At 38.0% G+C, this 21,129-nt stretch carries 17 protein-coding genes; 7 read left to right on the top strand and 10 right to left on the bottom strand.

Translation table 11 applies throughout. From position 1 onward, the window contains the following. Positions 1-11: 11 nt before the first annotated feature. From ACODR7_RS19245 to ACODR7_RS19235, 3 genes are all read right to left on the bottom strand, one after another. Positions 12-3,341, bottom strand: coding sequence for a SusC/RagA family TonB-linked outer membrane protein (locus ACODR7_RS19245; RefSeq protein ID WP_488841614.1), 3,330 nt, complete (start codon positions 3,339-3,341; stop codon positions 12-14). Positions 3,342-3,347: 6 nt separating this feature from the next. Next, positions 3,348-5,921: a zinc-dependent metalloprotease gene (locus ACODR7_RS19240; protein WP_488841612.1), complete on the bottom strand. Its 2,574-nt coding sequence runs from the start codon at positions 5,919-5,921 to the stop codon at positions 3,348-3,350. Positions 5,922-6,051: 130 nt separating this feature from the next. Further along, positions 6,052-7,635 carry a histidine kinase gene (locus ACODR7_RS19235; RefSeq protein ID WP_488841610.1) on the bottom strand — a complete coding sequence of 528 codons (1,584 nt, stop codon included), beginning with the start codon at positions 7,633-7,635 and terminating at the stop codon, positions 6,052-6,054. Positions 7,636-7,930: 295 nt separating this feature from the next. Here ACODR7_RS19235 and ACODR7_RS19230 point away from each other — a divergent pair, with 295 nt between their 5' ends. From ACODR7_RS19230 to ACODR7_RS19220, 3 genes are read left to right on the top strand one after another with little or no spacing between them, the layout of a single operon-like run. Then, positions 7,931-9,106: a thioredoxin family protein gene (locus ACODR7_RS19230; RefSeq protein ID WP_488841608.1), complete on the top strand. Its 1,176-nt coding sequence runs from the start codon at positions 7,931-7,933 to the stop codon at positions 9,104-9,106. A 13-nt stretch (positions 9,107-9,119) separates the two neighbouring features. Then, the gene (locus tag ACODR7_RS19225; protein ID WP_488841606.1) at positions 9,120-9,752 is read left to right on the top strand and encodes a DUF3575 domain-containing protein; all 633 of its coding nucleotides are present in this window, start codon (positions 9,120-9,122) and stop codon (positions 9,750-9,752) included. 4 nt (positions 9,753-9,756) lie between these two features. Next, positions 9,757-9,963: a hypothetical protein gene (locus tag ACODR7_RS19220; protein ID WP_076596092.1), complete on the top strand. Its 207-nt coding sequence runs from the start codon at positions 9,757-9,759 to the stop codon at positions 9,961-9,963. Here the strand turns inward: ACODR7_RS19220 and ACODR7_RS19215 are convergent, their stop codons facing one another. Next, the gene (locus tag ACODR7_RS19215; protein ID WP_488841604.1) at positions 9,964-11,160 is read right to left on the bottom strand and encodes an exo-beta-N-acetylmuramidase NamZ family protein; all 1,197 of its coding nucleotides are present in this window, start codon (positions 11,158-11,160) and stop codon (positions 9,964-9,966) included. A 4-nt stretch (positions 11,161-11,164) separates the two neighbouring features. Between ACODR7_RS19215 and ACODR7_RS19210 the strand changes: the two genes are divergently transcribed. Both ACODR7_RS19210 and ACODR7_RS19205 read left to right on the top strand, forming a co-directional pair. Beyond that, positions 11,165-12,394, top strand: coding sequence for an ABC transporter permease (locus tag ACODR7_RS19210; protein ID WP_488841602.1), 1,230 nt, complete (start codon positions 11,165-11,167; stop codon positions 12,392-12,394). 153 nt (positions 12,395-12,547) lie between these two features. After that, positions 12,548-13,540: a PLP-dependent cysteine synthase family protein gene (locus ACODR7_RS19205; protein ID WP_488841600.1), complete on the top strand. Its 993-nt coding sequence runs from the start codon at positions 12,548-12,550 to the stop codon at positions 13,538-13,540. A 52-nt stretch (positions 13,541-13,592) separates the two neighbouring features. On the opposite strand, the gene ACODR7_RS19200 is transcribed toward ACODR7_RS19205, so the two are convergent. Genes ACODR7_RS19200 through ACODR7_RS19190 form a run of 3 tightly spaced genes read right to left on the bottom strand, consistent with a single transcriptional unit; the run spans position 13,593 to position 15,378 of the window. Beyond that, positions 13,593-14,126, bottom strand: coding sequence for a hypothetical protein (locus ACODR7_RS19200; protein ID WP_488841598.1), 534 nt, complete (start codon positions 14,124-14,126; stop codon positions 13,593-13,595). A gap of 37 nt (positions 14,127-14,163) precedes the next feature. After that, positions 14,164-14,466, bottom strand: a complete 303-nt coding sequence (locus tag ACODR7_RS19195; protein WP_076596096.1) for a chaperone modulator CbpM — start codon at positions 14,464-14,466, stop codon at positions 14,164-14,166. A gap of 3 nt (positions 14,467-14,469) precedes the next feature. Then, positions 14,470-15,378, bottom strand: coding sequence for a DnaJ C-terminal domain-containing protein (locus ACODR7_RS19190; RefSeq protein ID WP_488841595.1), 909 nt, complete (start codon positions 15,376-15,378; stop codon positions 14,470-14,472). 93 nt (positions 15,379-15,471) lie between these two features. On the opposite strand from ACODR7_RS19190, the gene ACODR7_RS19185 reads away from it, so the two are divergent. Beyond that, a complete protein-coding gene (locus ACODR7_RS19185; protein ID WP_488841593.1) occupies positions 15,472-16,671 on the top strand; it encodes a dicarboxylate/amino acid:cation symporter in 1,200 nt (399 codons plus the stop codon). A 21-nt stretch (positions 16,672-16,692) separates the two neighbouring features. Here the strand turns inward: ACODR7_RS19185 and ACODR7_RS19180 are convergent, their stop codons facing one another. From ACODR7_RS19180 to ACODR7_RS19170, 3 genes are all read right to left on the bottom strand, one after another. Further along, on the bottom strand, positions 16,693-17,076 hold the full coding sequence (locus ACODR7_RS19180) for a DUF779 domain-containing protein (RefSeq protein ID WP_488841591.1): 384 nt from the start codon (positions 17,074-17,076) through the stop codon (positions 16,693-16,695). An 88-nt stretch (positions 17,077-17,164) separates the two neighbouring features. After that, positions 17,165-18,199, bottom strand: coding sequence for an alcohol dehydrogenase AdhP (gene adhP / locus ACODR7_RS19175; protein WP_076596100.1), 1,035 nt, complete (start codon positions 18,197-18,199; stop codon positions 17,165-17,167). 209 nt (positions 18,200-18,408) lie between these two features. Beyond that, complete coding sequence (locus ACODR7_RS19170; protein ID WP_488841589.1) at positions 18,409-19,938, bottom strand: aldehyde dehydrogenase family protein; 1,530 nt, start codon at positions 19,936-19,938, stop codon at positions 18,409-18,411. A gap of 181 nt (positions 19,939-20,119) precedes the next feature. Here ACODR7_RS19170 and ACODR7_RS19165 point away from each other — a divergent pair, with 181 nt between their 5' ends. Continuing rightward, positions 20,120-21,043 carry an AraC family transcriptional regulator gene (locus ACODR7_RS19165; RefSeq protein WP_488841587.1) on the top strand — a complete coding sequence of 308 codons (924 nt, stop codon included), beginning with the start codon at positions 20,120-20,122 and terminating at the stop codon, positions 21,041-21,043. The last annotated feature ends 86 nt before the right edge of the window (positions 21,044-21,129 follow it).

Raw genomic sequence — 21,129 nt, 5'->3', positions numbered from 1 at the left:
TTTCTCAAGTTTTAAAAAGAAACATTAAATCCTACGGTCACTGATTTAGTGATAGGCTGTGCATAAATATTACCATACGTTTCCGGATCAAAATATCCTTTATATCCGTTACTGAATACAAACAGGTTACGCCCTTCAACACTTAGTCTCAGACTCGAAATCCCCATTGGATTTGTAAATTCTTTAGGAAGTGTATATCCCAAACGGATACTGCTGATTCTGATATAGCTGATTTCTTTTGCCCATACATCCAGTAAACTGTATGCATTGGAACGGTTTCCGGTAAACCATTTATTGGCCATCCATCCGTCCGGGTTAGCTTCCATATCAGGACTTGTAATTCCCGGAAGCGAACCTCCTGCTTCGTAGATGTCTCTTGTATAGTTTCTTCCTCTGTCCAGCTCCATACCTCGGTAAGAAGGTGTTCTCATTACCGTCTGCTTGAGGTTGAATGTTGCAGAGATGGTAAGGTCAAAATTACTTACCTTAAAGGTGTTGATAATACCTCCGGTAAATTTCGGGTCTCTGTCTCCCACATAGGTAAACAGGCTTCTCAGCTCAGCATTCGAAAGCTTGGTATCTACAAGCTGTCCTGGTAAGAAATCTGCATAAACATCATATAACTTAAAGAATTCTGCTGCTGAAATCTTCTGATCGCCTTTCCAGAATAATGGATTTCCGTGTTCATCCATTCCTGCAGTTTTCAAAGCAAAAACAGCATTTACCGGAAGTCCTTCTCTTGATGGAAGCAATGCATTATCACGTGGCTGCTCGCTCAATACTCTACTCTTGTTATGAGCAAAGTTGATGGTGGTTGTCCATTTGAAATTATCATGATTGATGTTTCTGGTAGATATGGCCAATTCAAACCCTTTATTGGTTAAGCTTCCCCAGTTCATCATCGTATATTCGAATCCTGTTTCCAGAGGAGTTTCTTTCATACTGATCATATCCGTACCTTTTCTGCTGTAGACATCAGCGGTAAGGCTTACACGGTTATTGAACAATCCTAAATCAAGACCGAAATTGGTATTGGTTGTTTTTTCCCATCTCAGTTTATCGTTCGGAGGGCTGATAACATTGATGATGGATTCTTTTCCTCCCGGAAGAATGGTGGCATCATTATATTCACCGATAAAGAATGGTGAGGTGTTTCTGTCGATATTTCCCTGAAGACCGTAAGATGCTCTCAATCTAAGGTTGGATATGGCAGAAATATTTTTCATAAAGTCTTCCTTCGTTACCAGCCATGATCCTGAAACGGCCCATATCGGAAGGTATTTATACTTTTTGTTAACTCCAAACAGGTTAGTACCGTCATATCTCACACTTCCGAAGAATGTATATTTCTGATCATACGTATAAGAAGCTGTAGCAAACATAGATGCATAGGCATTCTCTATAGGAGCTGCTTCACGGTAGGTTTCATATCTTTTATCAGCTGCGAAACTTGAATTCGGGAAAACGATTGCTGTGGCTCTTCTTGTGGCAGGATCGTATCCGAAAGCTCTCGTGATAGTTGTGTTATCTTCTGTTTTACGGATTTCTGTACCTGCCATCAAATCAACTTCATGCTTATTGATCTTTGTGCTGTATGCTGCCTGCAGTTTCCAGTTGTATTGGAAGAAATCATTATCCCAGTTTTGTTTTACCGCACCAGCCGGTAGAAAGTAATTGTATTTACCGTCTTTGTAGTAACGGGTATTTTCTCTCATTTTTCTGGTGAAGTAGGTATTCTCTGCTGCAAATTTCTCTGTTTTATTAGCATCATACTGAAGTCCCAACTGAGAAGTAAATCTTAAACTTTTTGAAGCTTTATATTCTAAATCTAAAATCGCTTTCAAAGAGTTATTTTTCAGTGAATAGTTGGTATTTTCTCTTTCTTCCAGGAAGTTGAAAGGAATATAACGGTCTTCAAAACCATCCATATCTCTATCATAATTGTAGCTTCCATCTGCATTGAAAGGCTTCATGTAAGGATTGGCATTTCTTGAATAATTCACAGGGTTGATTGAGGCATCAGCATCCGTTACAAAAGATTCGCGCTCACTTTGCGTTCCGAAAATAGAGATTCCTGCATTTAACTTATCGCTTAATTTGTAGTTGTTTTTTAAAGTCAGGTTATAACGCTTAAACCCTGTCCCGATAGTTGTTCCTTCTTCATCATAGTATCCTAGGGAGAAATAGTAGTCTGCACGGTCACTTCCTCCGGAAACACTTAATCCATATTGTTTGTTGATGGCATTTCTGTATAACAGTTTACCCCAGTCTGTGTTGTTATTTCTTAAACCGTTAATTTGTTGGCGTGTGAATGAGTTCAACGCATCAAAACCTCCGTTTCTGAAAGCATCAAGCTGGTTGTTCTGCGTTAAAATTCTCATCACTTCTCCTTTATCTGCACGGTAAGTAAGATCTGCACGCTTGGCAAGCATCAGTTCTAAGTCTACTTTTTCAGAAGCATTTAAAAGGTTCAGTTTATCAAAATCAGGACGTGATGTTACAAAAGTATCTGCTGAGAAGTTCAGTTTCAAACTTCCTTTTTTTCCTTTTTTGGTGGTAATAGAGATCACTCCGTTTGCAGCTCTTGCTCCATAAATAGCTGTTGCAGCTGCATCTTTAAGGATGGTAATATCCTCAATATCGTTAGGGTTCAAACCTGCGATAGAGAAGTTCTGAAGCTGGTCAATATTATCTTTGTCCGTAAAGTTCGGAACATCATTTCCTTCTAACGGCAATCCGTCAATTACCCATAGCGGATCCTGAGGACCGGAAAGAGAAGCTGTACCTCTGATTCTGATCTTCGCCGGGCTTCCCGGAGCACCCGTTTCAGGAGTTACTGCCACACCAGCAATCTGTCCTGCTAGCATCTGGTCTACACTGGCCACACCAGCCTGGCTGATGTTGTCCATTTTTACGGTAGAAACCGCTGAGGTCTGCTTACGTTTTTCAATTTTCTGATATCCGGTGATAATGACTTCCTGGATTTTATTTTTGTCTGAAACCTCAGAAGTCAGTCGGATGGTATAGTTGGTCTGTCCTTCATTCAACTGAATCACTCTGGATTCATAACCCGGGTAACTTACCAAGACTGTTTTTGTATCGGCAGGGATTTCCAGTATGAATTTTCCGTCCTTATCGGTTACTGTACCTACTGATACACTTTCAATAATTCCTTCTAATTCCGTTTTTGTAGAGACGGACTGTGTCTCAATTTTTATAGATGCACCGGTAATAATATGTGAAGTATTGGAATCTTCTATTTTCCCGGTGATGGTTTTCTTTTGCTGGGCCATTGCTATATTAGCAGCCAAAAGAGGTAAAAGTATTAGAGTTTTTTTCATTGCCGTTTATTTGTTTAAAGCCTCTTGAATACGAATGATTAAATCTGTGTAATGCGCTCTTGAAGCATCATCACCTCTGTACCTTGTTCTGTTCAGTAAATCCAGAACCTTCTGAAGTTCTGCTCTCTTGTAAGTTGTCACTTCGGATACTCTTTTCATGGATGAATAATTGATATTCCTCAAACCGTGATCATCTTCATGAAAATTACAGATGGTCGGGATATTCAGCGTGTTATCTGCTTTCAATCCTTTTACTGCTGTTTTTTCAAATAATTTGTTCACAGAGACAATCAAAGCATCCACATAATTTTTCTGCGTCATTTTCTCAAGCATCGTAAGGCTTCCTTTTTTACTGAAAATGGCTGTTCTTAACTGCTCAAATAAGTTTTCAACGGTATAGATCTCTTCTTTTGATCCTGAAACCTGATGTTTTAACTCATTTTCAAGCAACCTCAACAGTCTGTCATCCATCAATAGGGAATAAATATTTGCGTACTGCATTCCTCTTGCCATAGTGTATGGTGTCTGCTCGAATGGTCCCATCGGCGAGTTTTTAACAGGATAGGTTTTTTCTGTAATCGGATTAAAGAATAACCATTCCGGAAGGTTAATTGCATTTTTAATAAGGTAATCAACTGCTCTTCGCTGAATTTCTGCAGGAACTGCTTCGTAAGCTTTCTTCTTGTTACCAAAAACAGTGTTGTTCAGATAAATTCCTCCTACGTTGGCCATCACGTGACCTGTATACAGATCCCACTGCCCGATCACTCCCAGATACAGTTTTCCGGCATCGGTGTATTCTTTACCATCTTCATAGGTCCATTTTAAGAGATTATTGATGACAACTTTCAGGTTTTTCATTCCGTACTCACTGGCCTTCATCGCATCATCACCTAAGTCTTCAGACTGCGAACGCGGATCAATGGTTTCAAGGTAGCTTTGCTGCTCGCCATAGAAATACATTGGGTCATCCTCGTGTTTTTCAATTAAGTTTTTCAGCGCTTTTTTCTCTGCAAATTCATCCGGATACCAACGGTAACCCCAGTCTATGGCATATTTATCGTAAAGACCAATTTTCGGAGTAATTGCTGTCACGCCATCTTCCGGCTGAGCTACGTAATTGTAACGTGCATAATCCATAATGGAAGGTGCTGTACCGCCCATTTTATCTGTAAATTCTTTGGAACGAAGCGACTCTACCGGAAATGCAAAGGATGCCCCCATGTTGTGCTTGAGTCCGAAAGTGTGTCCTACTTCATGGGATGAAACAAAACGGATCGCTTCTCCCATGTGTTCATCACTGAATTTATTTCCTCTTGCTTTAGGATCAATAGGTCCGGTTTGAATTCTCATCCAGTCATGAAGAGAAGTCATTACATTATGCCACCAGATGATATCTGCTTCGATAATCTCCCCACTTCTCGGATCTACTACGGATGGTCCCATTGCATTTGACTTTGGCGACGCGGCGTAAGTAATTACAGAATATCTTACATCATCAATATCAAAATCTTCATCTTTCTCATCCGGCATTTTCGCAATCACTGCATTTTTGAATCCTGCCTGCTCAAACGCCGCCTGCCAGTCATGTACTCCGGCAATGATCTTCTCACGCCATTGTTTTGGAGTTGCCGGATCGATATAATAAACAATCGGTTTCTTAGGCTCTACCAGCTCTCCTCTTAAATATTTTTCTTTATCTTCATCTTTGGGTTCAAGATTCCATTTGGTAATGAAGAATTTTTCATCCATTTTCTGCTGATTGTCATTAAATAACCAGTGTTTTTCGGAGAAAAATCCTACTCTTGAATCCGCTACTCTTGGTTTCATCGGTATTTTGGAAAGTAAAACCAGATTGGTAGTAACGCCTAATGTTACCGGAAGATCTACTCCGCCTTCATTGACAGAAGTAGACAATTGAGACTTCACTACAAGGTTCTTGGGAAATGTCTTCACGCCTTCTATATAAGAAAGGCTTGATTTCACAGATCCTCCCAATCCTACATTGGCCAACACGTCATTAAAGCTCTTTTGGTTTCCGTCAAAAACTTTGTTCACTTTAATTGCCACAGCTGTAGAATCACTGTTTTGTGCCTCAATATCAAAGACCTCAATTACAGATTCTGAAAAATTGTCTTTCACAGATTTTGTAATGGCATCATTCTTTGGGGATGACACTTTAGGAACCACCGTTTTCACCCATACTTTTTTAGCTACAGGATCGCGGTGAAAAGAGATGACCTTATTTTCATAGTTCATTCCTTTGTTCAAACCTGCCTCATTAACCTGCATGGGTACCTGAGAAAGTTTGTTCACCACCAAAAACTGACGTCCCATTAAGCTGTTAGGAATCTCAAAATAAATATCCGTTTTTACCTGAATGGTATTAAAAAGTCCCTTTTTATAAGTTCCTTTTTTGATCAGGTCTTCAATTTTTTTTGTTTTTTTTGACGAGGATGCCTCTGTCTTATCCGTTTTTTCTTTGTTGACCTTTACCGTATCTTTATCTTTTTTCTGTGCTATTGCCATTGGTGAAGCCATAGCAAGACCGAGATACAGTGCCAGCCTGTAATTCTTCATTAAAATAGTCCGATTCATTCCAAATAGTAAATATCTTAGTTTCAGTAAGCAAAGCTATAGGTAACGTGAATCATATATATAATATTAGGGAGTGAATGGTGATATTTTGGGAGTGAATGGATTTTTATTTTTACTTCAATAATGGCAAAAAACATATGAAATATTCACCATCTACAGAAATATTAAGAAGATTATTCTTAAAATACCCATAAACCTGATTCAAATAATCAATCCCGAATTTCTCTCCCTGCACCGGTTCTGTTTTAGGCTGCCAGGTGTTCTTTACCGTGATCCCATCCTCATCAACGGTAATGATGATTTCCAGAGGCTGATCTATCGTTGCAATATTGTGTTTGGTTGCATTTTCAGTGACAATCTGAAGGGATAAATAGGGAATTCTTTTTTCCAGACTTTCAGGCGCATTTATAATCAGTTCAAACTTCAATTCTTCATCAAACCTGCTTTTCAGAAGTTCCATATATTGCTGTATAAATTTGATTTCCTGCGAAACCGGAACAATATTATCTTTTGGAGGCACTATCAGATATCTGTAAATCCTGGAAAGATTCATGGTAAACTTCTGTGCGTTTTCTTTGTTAATCCCGATCAGCATATAAAGAGAGTTCAATGAATTGAAAAGAAAATGTGGATTGATATTATTTTTAAGCTGCTGAAGCTGGTTGATCACTTCTGCTTTGTGCATCTTTTCATTCTCTATCAACAGTAAATTCTTCTCAGACTGTATTTTCTCTTTTTCCTGATAAGCCAGGCTGGTGGCTCTCTGGAACAATATAAATACCGTTACAATAAGAAACAGGGCTGCCAGAAAAATATAAACGGTATAAGCTTTTATTTTGCTGATATTCTCATCAATAATAAAATTCACATGATTCACCACTGTATAGCCATCAAAATTATCGGTCTTCAACGGTTTTATGAAACGGGTTACTTCAACTCCAAGATATTCTGAAACTGCTGTCCCTTTAGTATATCCCACTTCAGTTTTGCTGGTTAATGTGTCATTCGGTTTAATATCTGTAAAACCGAAGATATTTTTTCCGATATATTTTTTTTCAGGATGGGTAATACAAATTCCTTCTTTGGTAAAGACATAGGCGTAAGTATTGGAACTTTTATCTACGTTAATAAAATATTGATGAAGATCATCCAGGCTCACGGTAGAACCATAGTACAATTTATTTTTATCGGGTAACACCAAAGAATCATAGCTTATCCAGTACATGCTGTCTTTTTTAGTAAGCAAAAGGTCTTTGAAATGTCCCGGACCATTATTTTTCAGAACAATAGATTGTTCTTTATCCATTGTGTTCTTAAAAATACCGGATAAAGGATTATTACTATCTGCTTTTCCTGAATTACTATTTTCATAATAATACCAGCTGTAAGGGAGCAGATTTCTTTTCTTATTTAAATCATTTAAAACCAAAGAATAATCCTTGTAATTCTTCAGTCCGTCTTTCTGAATCAGTGCACGAAGCAGATACTGATAATCCTCAATATTTCTGAATTCATGTTCTATTGATTCATACTTCCGGAAAAAAGTCTTCTTTGCAAAATCATCGGTATTTTTACGGCTGTCTTCTGTAATCAGAAGACTCAGAACAGCAAATGCTGCCACGGCAATCAGGCAGGCAGACAAAGCAGTAATATAAATGGACTTTTTGGATAAAGCGTGCTTAAAATTAATAATCAAATTCTCTAAATTGTAGGTTCCTCAACATATAAATTATTCGTTTGCAAAGATATAACAAAGATCTCAGGACTGGAAAGTGAATTAAATTTAGATTTCAATTTTTTAAAACCAGATGCTGTATATGGGAAATAAATCAATAATAAAAGCGTTTGAGTGTTTTCATATTTTTAAATTAAAAAACAAAAACCCAGATAAGCTGAAGTCTTAAAGTTCGTTAATATCGTCATTCAGACCACAGATTCAGCATGCTATATTTTGAAAATTAATTATCTTCGCCTACAAATCTTATTTGAAAATGAAGAAGATCATCTCCGGGATATCTATTTTTTGTGCCATCGCAATCTCTGCTCAGGAATCCATCCAGTTTCAGGAGCTTCCATACAAAGATATTATTGCAAAAGCCAAGAAAGAAAAGAAATTGGTTTTTATTGATGCATATGCTTCCTGGTGTGGCCCATGTAAAATGATGGAGAAAAATGTTTTCACTCAGAAAGCAGTAAGTGATTATTACAACACCAACTTCATTAATGCAAGATTTGACATGGAAAAAGGAGAAGGCAGAGACATCGCTTCGAAATTCGGTGTACGCTCCTATCCTACTTATCTTTTTCTGAATGGGGAGGGAGAGCTTGTTTCCAGAAATACAGGGTACATGGAAGAAAGCCTGTTTGTGGCAATGGCCCAGGACATCAACTCACCCGGAAATAAAAAAGGATCGCTGAAAGATCGTTTTGCCGGTGGTGAAAAAGATCCGGAATTTCTGATCAACATTATGAAGCTGAACGCCAATTCAGACTATGACTTTGCTAAAAAAGCTTCTGAAAGATACTTCCAGAACAAAAAGAAAACCGAAGAACTTACAAAAGATGAAATTGGTTTTCTTCTTTATTTCGTAAAATCATCGGAAGATACCAACTACAATGTCTTTGCATCCAGAAAAGCAGAGATTATTAAATATCTTCCTGAAGAAACTTACAATGAATTTGATGCCCAGCTGAAGTTAGGAAAAATAGTAGAACAGTCTATTGATGGTAAAAATAAAAAAATCAACGATGACTATTTTATGAAAGCTGCCGAACCATTGGTAGGAAAAGAAGCCGCTGTTAAAAAACTGAATCAGACGAAGCTCAGCTATTATGAACAGAACAGTAATTTCCCTGAATACGAAAAAGCGGCTTTAGACTATTATAAAAATTCTGATGCCTTTGATCCGAATGAACTCCTGAGAGCAGCCTGGATCTTCGCAGATCATGTGAAAACCCCATCTTCTTTAAAGAAAGCTACCGAGTGGGCAGAAAAATCGGTTATGAGAAGTGAAACTTCAGAAAACACTTATATTCTTGCCAGACTCTATCACCTTACAGGAAACAAAGAAATGGCAAAAAACTATGCTGAAATGTCTAAAAATATGGCAGCTCAGAGCAATAAGGATTCTCAACTGGCAGATGAATTATTAAAGCAAATAAAATAAACATTACATATAGATGAAATATAAATTATTAGCAGCAGGCATTTTAACTTTCCTGTCTACAACTACGTTGAGTGCTCAGGAACAGGAACAAGGGGGACAGGATAACGGTTTATACATAAAAGGGAATGCTTTATTTGCTCCGATAGGAATCTTAAATGTGGGAGTAGAGAAACAGATCAGTCCGAAATATACCCTTCAGGGAGATGTTTTTATTTCACCATGGAAGTCTTTCGCAGGACATAAACTACAGTTTTACTCAGTCTCTGCAGAAGGAAGATACTACTTTACTGAAGCTTTCAAACATTGGTATATAGGTGCTAACGTAGCTTTTGCAGCTTACAATGCCTCAAAATGGAACTATTGGAATGACGGAATCAGCCAAAAAGATAATGGAGAAATCCTTATAAATTCTAATCTCTATCAAAAAGGATTCTCTGTAATGTTGGGTGTTACAGCAGGATATCAGTTCCAATTGTCTGAACGATGGAATCTTGATCTGTATGCCACTGTAGGAACCTCACAAGGATTTTATAAAGGATATGACAAGTCTACGGGAAGACGCTATGATTCTGCTGAGAAATTTAATAAAAGTGGTGAAATTATTCCGTACAGAGGAGGTGTCATGATTTCCTATAAATTAAAATAATACAATGAAGCTATTCGGAAAAAATCATATTATCATTTCAGTGATCACTTTTGTGATTCTTTTTTTAATGAATTATATCGGAAATGATCTTCCTGATAAATTACAAAGGGCATTAATGACTGCCTTTGCCGGAGTTGTCGGGCTGACTGTGGGACTTTTTATATTAAATAAGGGCAGAAATGATAAAAATCCGCCCCAAAATTTTGATTAATTAATTTTCATACATCACATATCGGGTTCTGATCTTTTCAAAACTTTCCAGATCTTTTTTCCATGAAGCTTTAATTTCCTGAATTGATTTTCCTGCGATGATCTGTTTTCTCAATTCATCAGTTCCGGATAAGGTATCAAACCACAGATTTTTCAGAAAGAAATCCTGCTGAGGGTTTTTATAATTCTGATACGCTTTAATCACCCACTCAAGATTCAATTCTCGTAGATCTTTAGGGTAATTGGAAAGGTTTTCACCATAACAAAGCTTGCCGTTCAGAAAGGGATCTTTAGCCCCATAGCTTGGCTTTGGAGTAAACTGATATGGCAGGTTTTCCGTCCATGGAGACCCATAAATCTGGAAAGGAAGATCCGTTCCTCTTCCTACAGAAACCTGAGTGCCTTCAAAAAAACAAAGGCTTGGATATAAATTAATCGCTTTATCATTGGGTAAATTAGGAGAAGGTTTATCAAGTATCGGGTAACGCTGCTTTTTATGATAATTTTTCATCGGAATAAGTGTGTATTTAGCCTGAACTCCATTTTTCAGCCATTTTTCACCATTAACCATCTTTCCGTACTCTCCTATTGTCAGCCCATATACTACAGGAACTTCGTGTAGTCCAACAAAACTGGTCCATTTTTTTCTCAATACAGGTCCGTCAGTATATCCGTCATGGGGATTAGGACGATCCAAAACCATGATCTCCACATTATTTTCAGCACCTGCTTCCATCAGGTAAGACAAAGTGGAAATATAAGTGTAGAACCTCACCCCGACATCCTGAATATCAAAAACAACGATGTCAATTCCTGAAAGTTGCTCCGGTTTTGGCTTTTTATTGTTTCCATATAGAGAAACAATAGGAATTCCTGTTTTAACATCTACTCCGTTTTTCACTTTTGCACCTGCATCAGCATCTCCTCTGAAACCATGTTCCGGAGCAAAAATAGACTTGATTTTAATCCCGTTTTTTACCAGAAAATCAACCAGATGGGTTTTATCACTCATTAAACCTGTCTGGTTGGTCACCACTCCTATCGTTTTATTTTTTAAAAGCGGCAGGTAGATTTCAGGCTGGTCGGCACCCGTTTTAAAATCCGGTTGAACTTGAGTCTGAGAATAATATTGATTGAATACTCCTAAAAAAATTAGGCAAATCAGAAGTAAATTTTTAATTTTGAAATCTAAATTCATAAGCTTGAAGTTTCCTTTATATTTCTCCAGAAAAATAGCATTTTCCAAAGATAACAAAAATAACCTTTCAAGGGTTATCATCTTCATTGGCAGGCTTTCCGTAGCGTTAGGATTAATTGTTTCCTTAATTACCGTAGCCACCGGTTTTGGTTCCAAAAAAGCGATCAAAGAGAGACTGGCTGATTTCAGCGGACATATTACCGTAAGATCCACCCGTTCGAATTCTTCATACAATACTTCTGTACTGGATAATCAGGGACTGAATATTGCCAAAATAAAAGAGCTTCCCGATGTGGAAAGCACTCAAAAATATGTTACAGTTACCGGAATTATGCGTAATGAGCATAATTTTGCCGGAATTATATTTAAGGGAATAGGTAAAGATTTTGACAGTTTAAGATTTAAAAAATTCCTTATAGCCGGAACAACTCCGAAGGTAACGGAAAAAGGATTCAATAGTGATGTAGCCATTTCGCAGAAAGTAGCCAACGACCTGCATCTTAAATTGAATGACAGCATTGTAACCGTATTTTTAAAAGCTGATCAGAAACCGCTTTACCGTAAATTCAGAGTGATCGGTATTTACAGAACTGATATCAAGCTCATTGACGAACAATTTGTCATAGGAGGAATTAACCATGCCAGAAAAATTCAGGATATGAAACCTGATGAAATTGGTGGAATTGATATTTTCCTGAAAAACGTGAATGATATCGACAAAGATTTTCCTGATATTGAAAAACTGATCGGTTATAAAAACTATGCAGAAAAAGCGACTGAAAAATTCCCGCAGATTACAGACTGGATCAGTATTTTTGATACCAATATTGCTTTAATCATCATCATCATGCTGATTGTAGTGGTTATCAATATCATTATGGTTCTTCTGATCCTTATTATTGAAAGAACCAATTCTATTGGTCTTCTTAAAACATTGGGAGCAAGCAATTCACAGATAAGGGCAACTTTCATCAATTATACCCTGATTATTATGATTCCGGGACTTTTGTATGGAAATGCCATAGGATTGGGATTGATTTTAATCCAGAAATTCTTTGGAATCATTAAACTTAATCCTGAAAATTACTATGTAAGTACAGTTCCGGTAGATCTTAATCCGATTGCCATTATCTCCATCTCAGTAGGAATTCTTATCATCTCTGGATTGGCTTTGATTATTCCGAGCTACCTGATCAGTAAGATTTCTCCGGTGAAAGCAATTAAGTACAACTAACATTATAATTGATAATTGATAATTGATAATTGATAATTGAAAGTTATTGGTTGTATTTCAATTGATTTCAGTGTTATCCACAACTTATCCACATGTTATCCACAGCGCAGATAATTTTAAAAGCCTTATCTTTGCGCCGCTTATAAAACATTTATGAAATACGCAAAAAATATCCTTGAAACGATAGGTAACACACCGCTGGTAAAGCTTAACAAAGTATTAGGTGAAGATTTTCCGGCATTAGTATTAGCAAAAGTAGAGACCTTCAATCCCGGAAACTCAGTAAAGGACAGAATGGCTCTTAAAATGATAGAAGATGCTGAAAAAGACGGCAGACTAAAACCTGGAGGAACTATTATCGAAGGAACTTCCGGAAATACAGGAATGGGACTGGCACTGGCTGCCATCATCAAAGGGTACAAATGTATCTTTGTGACCAATTCAAAACAGTCTAAAGAAAAATGTGATATTCTTCGTGCTGTAGGGGCAGAAGTAATTGTTTGTCCTACTGACGTAAAACCTACTGATCCACGTTCTTATTATTCAGTTTCCAAAAGACTGGCAAAAGAAACAGAAAACGGATGGTATGTGAACCAATACGACAACTTATCCAACAGAGCAGCTCATTATGAGTCTACCGCTCCGGAAATCTGGGAACAAACCGAAGGAAAGCTGACTCATTTTGTGGCAGGAGCCGGAACAGGAGGTACAATTACGGGATGTGGAACATTTTTCAAAGAAAAAAATTCAGACATCAAAGTAATCGGAGTGGATACTTATGGTTCTATTCTGAAGGAATTCCACGAAACAGGTGAACTTCATTACGACCATGCTTACACTTATATCACAGAAGGAATCGGGGAAGATATCATTCCTGAAAACTATGATATGTCTGTGATTGATCACTTTGAAAAAGTAACCGATAAAGATGGAGCTGTCTATGCCAGAAAACTGGCTAAAGAAGAAGGTATTTTCTGCGGATATTCTGCAGGAAGCGCTATTGCCTCTTTAATTCAGATGAAAGATCAGTTCACGAAAGATGATGTCATTGTTGTTTTACTTCACGACCATGGTTCAAGATATGTAGGAAAAATCTACAATGATGAGTGGATGAAGGAAATGGGATGGCTGGAAGAAGGCAAATAAGCTAACTTGTACATAATAAAAAAACGGAGCAAAATTATTTTGCTCCGTTTTTTTATTGATCGATTTTCACTTTCTCTTTCAATGTATTCTTGAGAAAACTATATTCTTTCTCGCTCATTGATTTTCTGGGAAACATATAACTGTATTTTCCTTCAAGAGAAATAAATTCATGAGTACTGTCAAAGAATTCAAAATCTTTCCACTCGCTGGTTTCTTTTTCGCCATCAATATTCACTGTGAAAAAGTTATTATCAAATCTTATTTCGTATACTTTACATCTTTCAAGCGTGCTCAGATAATGATTCACCTGCTTTTTCCATCTTGAAACTTTATTAACGCTTACAGATAAAAAAACAGCACAAAGCAAAAATATAAAGCTTAAAAAGTATAAGATCCCCACACTTTCTTTACTTAAAAGATCTTTGAAAAGAAAAACAACGAAAACAATTACCGCTGCTGCAATGGTGGCAATAGTTTTACCTTTTGTAGTGGGTGAAAAAAGCAGACTTCCCTGATTACCGCTAAAATAAATATCTTCAAAAATTTTCCTGTCCGGTTTTAGTGTAATCACCTTTTCTTCATTCATAATTATAGAGTTGGCTTTAAAAAGCTACAAAACTAAACTAAATATCTTCATATTGATCACTTATGGCAGAAAGTTTATTCATCAGTTCTCTGTTTCTTCGGTTCAGAGCATCCAGTTTTTTCAGCATATTATGAATCACTTCAAGACCAGGCAGATTTATTTCAAGATCATAATGCCAGTTGGCAAATTTTTCCAGATTGGGCAAGTCTTCATACATCAGATAGTGAATATTGTTTTCAATCTGAATATTCAGCAAACCATAATCTACAAGCTCATCAAAAAAAGTGATTTCTATATTATAGATTTTTACGAGTTCTTCCCGTGATATTCTTTCACTCATAGCTTAGGAATTTTTTAGTTGTTCAAAAAGTTCTTTCTGCTTCTCGGTAAGGTTGGTTGGCAGTTTTACTTCATAAGTTACAAAAAGATCGCCGTGTTCTCCTTCTTTTTTATAGACAGGGAAACCTTTTCCTTTAAGCCTTACTGTCATTCCGGTTTGGGTTTCCGGTTTTACTTTAAGGTTTACACTTCCATTCAGCGTATGTACTTTTACTTCGCCACCTAAAACGGCTGTGTACAGATCAATGGTTACTTTGGTTTTCAGGTCATCACCTATTCTTTCAAAATCCGGATCAGCAGGGATATTGAAGGTGATATATAAATCTCCGTTTGGCCCTCCGTTTACTCCGGGATTTCCATGTCCTTTTAATTTAATCTGCTGTCCGTCATACACTCCTGCAGGAATGGTGATTCTTACTTTCTTTCCATTGATTTCAAAAGTTTGCGGATGCGTGGTTGCGGCGTCTCTTAAATTGAGATTCAATTCGGCAGTGATATCCTGTCCTTTGAATTTACCGGAGGCTCTTCCTCTTGAACTTCTGCCAAATCCACCGCCTGCACCGCCAAACATATCCTGGAAGAAATCTGAGAAATCTTCACCTCCACCAAAATCTGCACCGGAATATCCTCCGTTATAACTTTGCTGTTGATACTGTCTTTGCTGCTGGGCTTTTTCGTATTCTTCGCCGTGCTTCCAGTGTTCTCCGTACTTGTCATATTTTGATCTGTTTTCCGGATTACTCAGCACTTCATTCGCTTCATTCAGTTCTTTGAATTTCTTTTCTGCTTCTTTGTCTCCGGGGTTGAGATCGGGATGATGTTTTCTAGCCTGTTTTCGGTAGGCTTTTTTGATATCATCCTGTGTTGCGTTTTTATCTACGCCTAAAATTTTATAGTAATCTATATAAGCCATAGAAATGTAGTTTACTCAAATTTATGAATTTTAGGTCTGAAAATTGTATAACAGAATGTTAAAAATAAACCTATCTTTGATAAAAAGCCATACATGAAAGATGTATTGAAAAACTACTCCGGAATCATATTTTTACTTTTAGGAATCACTATTGGAAGCATCATTGGAATTGTTGCTCCCGGTTTTGTGGAATACATTAAACCTTTGGGAGACATTTTTCTTAATCTTCTTTTTGTGAGTGTAGTTCCATTGGTATTTTTTGCCGTTTCCAATTCTATTGCTTCTTTGGAGCAACAGTCTAAATTCGGAAGAATCATTCTTGTAATGGCCTTTACTTTTTTATTCTTTATTCTTACTGCTGCTATTTTTACCATTTGTGCAGTATATCTTTTCCCGGTCTCGGGTGTTTCAGGAAGTTCTGAGATAATTACAGAAGCGGCCAATGAGGATACATGGGGTAACAGAATTGTAAGTTTCTTTACTGTGGGAGAATTCACAGAGCTTTTCTCAAGAAGGAATATGCTGGCTCTTCTGGTATTTGCTTTTCTTACAGGGTTTGCAGCCAGAAAAACGGGGGAAAAAGGGCAGCCTTTCAGAGTGTTTATTGCTTCAGGATATGAAGTGATGAAAGAACTTCTTTTACTGGTCATGAAACTGGCTCCTATTGGTTTGGGTGCTTACTTTGCCTATCAGGTAGCCACTTTAGGACCTCAGCTTTTTGGATTTTATGCAAAACCACTGGGTCTTTATTATATTGCAGGAGTTATTTATTTTCTTGTCTTCTTTTCTATCTATGCTTTTATGACGAATGGGCAAAAAGGAGTCAAAAGTTTCTGGACGAATGCCATTTACCCAACTTTAACAGCCATAAGTACATGCAGCAGTTTTGCAACAATGCCTGCTAATTTACAAGCCGCTTCCAAAATCGGGATTCCGAATTCTATTGCCAATCTGGTGATTCCTATCGGGACTACTTTGCATAAAAACGGATCTTCGATGTCTTCAATTATCAAGATTTATGTGGCATTTTTAATTATTGGAAGAGATTTCTTTGATCCTGCCAACCTTCTTCTGGCATTAGGAATTACTGTTTTTGTGAGTATTGTAGCGGGTGGAATTCCTAACGGCGGATATATTGGTGAGATGCTGATGATTTCAGTTTATAAACTCCCTCAGGAAGCGATTCCTGCTGTAATGATTATCGGGACTTTGGTAGATCCTTTAGCTACCGTTCTGAATGCTGTGGGAGATATCGTTGCAGCGATGTTTGTCAACCGGTTTGTAAAAGTCTGACTTGTTTTTTGTTACATCCCACTATTCACTGCGTTTTACCGGTTCCAGATTTTCATATTCTTCCGGAGTGAAAAGTCTGTAATGAACCTTAAATGTCTTTCCCAAAGGAGTTTCCAGCGAGAAACCTCCCGGTCCGAAACCATCCGTAACGTCGAGTGTAAAATGGGAATATTTCCAGTATTCAAAAAGGTCGCGGTCTATCCAGAACTCATGTCCATTGATAGTACCGATCATGGCATCGTTCATTCTGGGAAAGAATCCTCCTTTTTCAAAGCATTGCGGCTGAGTCCCTTCACAGCATCCTCCTGCCTGATAAAACATCAACGGACCATATTGTTCTTCCAGCCTGTTAATTACTTCAAGAGCTTGTTCCGTTGCGGAAAGTCTTGATATTTTTGTTTCCATTGTTTTTATTTTAGCTTACAGCACACCTTATATGGATAAAAAATCCCGGTAAAATAAATCTAACCGGGATTCACAACATTTCATTCAATTAATTTGAGCCGGCAATATCCAAAACGATTCTGCCGTCAATTTGACCTTTTTTCATTTTATCAAAAACATCATTGATGTCTTCCAGCTTTGCGGCAGTAACTGTAGCTTTTACCAATCCTTCATTGGCAAAATCCAATGCTTCCTGCAAATCTTTTCTGGTTCCTACAATAGAACCTCTTACGGTAATTCTTTTTAAAACCGTTTCGAAAATCGGAAGTTCAAAAGAACCGGGAGGAAGGCCATTGAGAGCAATTGTTCCTTTTCTTCTCAACACATCGATTCCCTGCTTGAAAGCAATAGGTGAAACTGCAGTAATTAAGGCACCGTGCATTCCACCGACTTCTTTATGCAAATATTCTCCGGGATCTGTGTTTTTTGCATTGACTACAAGGTCTGCTCCTAATTTTTTTGCAAGCTCAAGCTTATCGTCTGCTACATCAATAGCGGCTACGTGCATTCCCATTGCTTTGGCATACTGAACGGCTACATGCCCCAGTCCTCCGATTCCTGAAATGGCTACCCATTCTCCGGGTTTTGTTTCTGTTTCTTTCAATCCTTTGTAAACTGTGACTCCGGCACATAAAATAGGGGCAATTTCCAAAAAGTTAACATCAGATTTCAAATGTCCCACATATCTTGAGTCTGCAATGACGTATTCTGCAAATCCACCATCGACACTGTAACCGCCATTTTTCTGTGCTTCACAAAGGGTTTCCCACCCTGTAATACAATAATCACAGCATCCGCAAGCACTGTACAGCCATGGAACACCTACAGCATCTCCTTCTTTCACAAAAGCTTCCGGTCCGCAGGCTACTACGATACCAACTCCTTCATGTCCGGGGATAAGAGGCATTTTGGGCTTTGCAGGCCAGTCACCATCTACCGCATGTAAATCTGTGTGGCAAACTCCGCAGGCGATAACCTTGACAAGCACTTCATATCTTCCGGGTTCTCTTACAGGTACTTCTTCTATTTTCAAGGGTTGACCGTAGCCCTGAACTACTGCCGCTTTCATTGTTTTTGGAATCATATTTTATTTTTTGGATTGAGTTATTTTGATTGATTAGTTTTTTATCTTCATTTCTGAACAGATAAGTTCTTTGCGTGAGGGATAGGAAGGGCGGCGAGGAACGAGCCGGTGCGCAATGTAATGAAGCACCGAAACGAAGTGCAGCCCTGGATAGCCCGACCGGTTTGCCCTGGATAAAGCCAAGGCAATCGGGCACGTCCTAAATAATATTAAAAGAAACCTAGCTTATTCTTGTTATAAGAAATCAGCATGTTTTTGGTTTGACGGTAATGGTCCAGCATCATTTTATGATTTTCTCTTCCGATTCCTGATTGTTTGTATCCTCCGAAAGGTGCTCCGGCCGGATACGAGTGATATTGGTTCACCCATACTCTTCCTGCTTCAATCTGACGTGGGATATTGTACAGCTGGTGGGCATCTCTGGTCCATACTCCTGCTCCAAGACCGTAGATGGTATCATTGGCAATTTTCACTGCTTCTTCTTCATCTTTGAAAGTAGTAAATGCCAGCACCGGTCCGAAAATTTCTTCCTGGAAAATTCTCATTCTGTTGTTTCCTTTGAAAATCGTAGGCTGAATGTAGTATCCGCCTTCAAGATCTTCTCCCAAGTGGTTTACTGCTCCTCCTACAAGCACTTCTGCTCCTTCTTCTATTCCCAACTGAATGTAAGAAAGGATTTTGTCCTTCTGAATCTGTGAAGCCTGTGCTCCCATCATCACGGTTTTATCCAGTGGATTTCCAACTTTAATGGCTTTTACCCTTTCGATGACTCTTTCAATGAAGGCATCTGCAATATCTTCCTGAACAAGAAGCCTTGAAGGACATGTACAGATTTCTCCCTGATTAAGGGCAAAAAGAACCGCCCCTTCAATTGCTTTGTCTAAGAATTCATCATCTGCGTCCATTACAGAATTGAAGAAAACGTTAGGGGATTTTCCTCCCAGTTCCAATGTTACCGGAATAATATTTTCTGTAGCGTATTGCATTACCAGCCTTCCTGTAGCGGTAGAACCTGTAAATGCTGCTTTTGCTACTTTCGGATTGGTTACCAAAGCTCTGCCCAGCTCTGCCCCGAATCCGTTAACAATATTAATAACTCCTGCCGGTAAAAGGTCACCAATCAATTCCATTAAAACCATAATGGAAACAGGAGTGCTTTCTGCCGGTTTTAGTACAACACAGTTTCCTGCTGCCAATGCGGGAGCCAGTTTCCAGACTGCCATCAGGATCGGGAAGTTCCATGGAATGATCTGTGCAATGACTCCAAGAGGTTCGTGAACGATTAAGGAAACAGTATCTTTATCTAATTCGTTATGCGATCCTTCATCAGCACGGATCACTGAGGCGAAGTATCTGAAATGATCAATCGCTAAAGGCATATCTGCTGCCAGCGTTTCTCTCACGGCTTTTCCGTTATCTATTGTTTCTACTGTAGCAAGGTATTCTAAATTCTGTTCTATTTTGTCTGCAATCTTATTCAGGATAATACTTCTTTCTGTGGGGGAAGTATTCTTCCATGTCTGAAATGCTTTTTCAGCTGCGTCTACCGCTAACTCCAAATCTTCTTTGGACGAGTGTGCTACCTGAGTAAATTTTTTTCCATCAACCGGGGAAACGACGTCAAAATATTGTCCTTTAACAGGTGGAGTGAATTTTCCATCAATATAATTATCATATCTGCTTTTAAACTCGGGACGCTGTAAAAGTGTGGTTGATCTTGGTTCTGTAATAGTGCTCATATTAGTGTTGTTTTTATTTTTCGATACTGCCAAATTACACTGGGAAGCCCAAAAGAATATAGCACAATCGTATAAAAAAGGTGTAAAATAGTGCAGGAGGTTAATTTTAGTATTTTATTAACAGCAATGTACTCTCAAATTTTCTATATTTGATTTACCCCTTTTTCAAAAAAATTTAGAAATGAATAACAATAGTAAGATTTTATTAAATACTCCTGAATTACGTAAGGAAAACCAACTATTGAGTCTTGTTGAAAACCAGACGAAATTCAATCTAAACAATTGTGAATTCAGCATTTATGAGACTCATAAAGCAGCTTTTGATGTAAAGCTTCATTTCGAGAACATTGCATTTACAGCGATGCTGAGAGGTAAAAAACATATGAAACTGGATAAGAAGACCAGTTATTTTGATTACTATCCGGGGGAAAGTATTCTGGTAGCACCGGGAGAAACAATGGTCATTGATTTTCCTGAAGCGGATGAAACGCCTACACAGTGTATTTCTTTAAGTCTCAATCCTGATTTTATTGAGGATTCTCTCAATTATCTGAATTATCATCTTCCTAAAGTGGATGAGACTTCGCAATGGAATATTCAGCTGGATGAGTACTTTCTGTTTAATAATAAAGCGCTTGCTTCTGCCACCAACAATATCATGAGAATTGCCATGGATGATAACTCTCAAAAGGATATCATGGCAGATTTTGCATTAAAAGAACTGCTGATCAGATTAATGCAGACCCAGGCAAGAGGAATGGTAGAAAAGAATATTGTTAAGAATAAATCAAGGATAGGTTTTGTGGTGGATTATATTAAAAGAAACCTGCACCAGAAATTGTCTATTGACAGTATCGCCAAACTGGCTTATGTAAGCAAGTCGAATTTCTTTAAAATGTTCAAAGATGAGCTGGGAACTTCCCCTAATGATTTTATTTTGCAGGAAAGAATCACCAGAGCCAAAGAATTGTTAGCCAGCCAGACCAGCATCAAGGAAACCGCTTTTCAGACAGGATTCTCTGACACCAATTATTTCACAAGGGTATTTAAGCAATTGGAAGGGATAACTCCGAAAAGTTATCAGGACAGGATGCTTCTACGATAGCTTTGCAACAAAAAAGAGCCCCATTGAATGGCAGTCATGGTCGGAAGAAATTTCCGACCATTTTTTATGTTTTAAAGACTTTTGCA

Source organism: Chryseobacterium sp. FG46, from assembly GCF_057809135.1.
This window is presented reverse-complemented; position numbering and strand designations above follow the sequence as displayed.

Bases quoted from the DNA above. Each gene is read 5' to 3' on its own strand.
- ACODR7_RS19245 (WP_488841614.1), bottom strand. From the start codon at position 3,341: ATGAAAAAAACTCTAATACTTTTACCTCTTTTGGCTGCTAATATAGCA.
- ACODR7_RS19240 (WP_488841612.1), bottom strand. From the start codon at position 5,921: ATGAAGAATTACAGGCTGGCACTGTATCTCGGTCTTGCTATGGCTTCA.
- ACODR7_RS19230 (WP_488841608.1), top strand. From the start codon at position 7,931: ATGAAGAAGATCATCTCCGGGATATCTATTTTTTGTGCCATCGCAATC.
- ACODR7_RS19225 (WP_488841606.1), top strand. From the start codon at position 9,120: ATGAAATATAAATTATTAGCAGCAGGCATTTTAACTTTCCTGTCTACA.
- ACODR7_RS19220 (WP_076596092.1), top strand. From the start codon at position 9,757: ATGAAGCTATTCGGAAAAAATCATATTATCATTTCAGTGATCACTTTT.
- ACODR7_RS19215 (WP_488841604.1), bottom strand. From the start codon at position 11,160: ATGAATTTAGATTTCAAAATTAAAAATTTACTTCTGATTTGCCTAATT.
- ACODR7_RS19205 (WP_488841600.1), top strand. From the start codon at position 12,548: ATGAAATACGCAAAAAATATCCTTGAAACGATAGGTAACACACCGCTG.
- ACODR7_RS19200 (WP_488841598.1), bottom strand. From the start codon at position 14,126: ATGAATGAAGAAAAGGTGATTACACTAAAACCGGACAGGAAAATTTTT.
- ACODR7_RS19195 (WP_076596096.1), bottom strand. From the start codon at position 14,466: ATGAGTGAAAGAATATCACGGGAAGAACTCGTAAAAATCTATAATATA.
- ACODR7_RS19190 (WP_488841595.1), bottom strand. From the start codon at position 15,378: ATGGCTTATATAGATTACTATAAAATTTTAGGCGTAGATAAAAACGCA.
- ACODR7_RS19185 (WP_488841593.1), top strand. From the start codon at position 15,472: ATGAAAGATGTATTGAAAAACTACTCCGGAATCATATTTTTACTTTTA.
- ACODR7_RS19180 (WP_488841591.1), bottom strand. From the start codon at position 17,076: ATGGAAACAAAAATATCAAGACTTTCCGCAACGGAACAAGCTCTTGAA.
- adhP (WP_076596100.1), bottom strand. From the start codon at position 18,199: ATGATTCCAAAAACAATGAAAGCGGCAGTAGTTCAGGGCTACGGTCAA.
- ACODR7_RS19170 (WP_488841589.1), bottom strand. From the start codon at position 19,938: ATGAGCACTATTACAGAACCAAGATCAACCACACTTTTACAGCGTCCC.
- ACODR7_RS19165 (WP_488841587.1), top strand. From the start codon at position 20,120: ATGAATAACAATAGTAAGATTTTATTAAATACTCCTGAATTACGTAAG.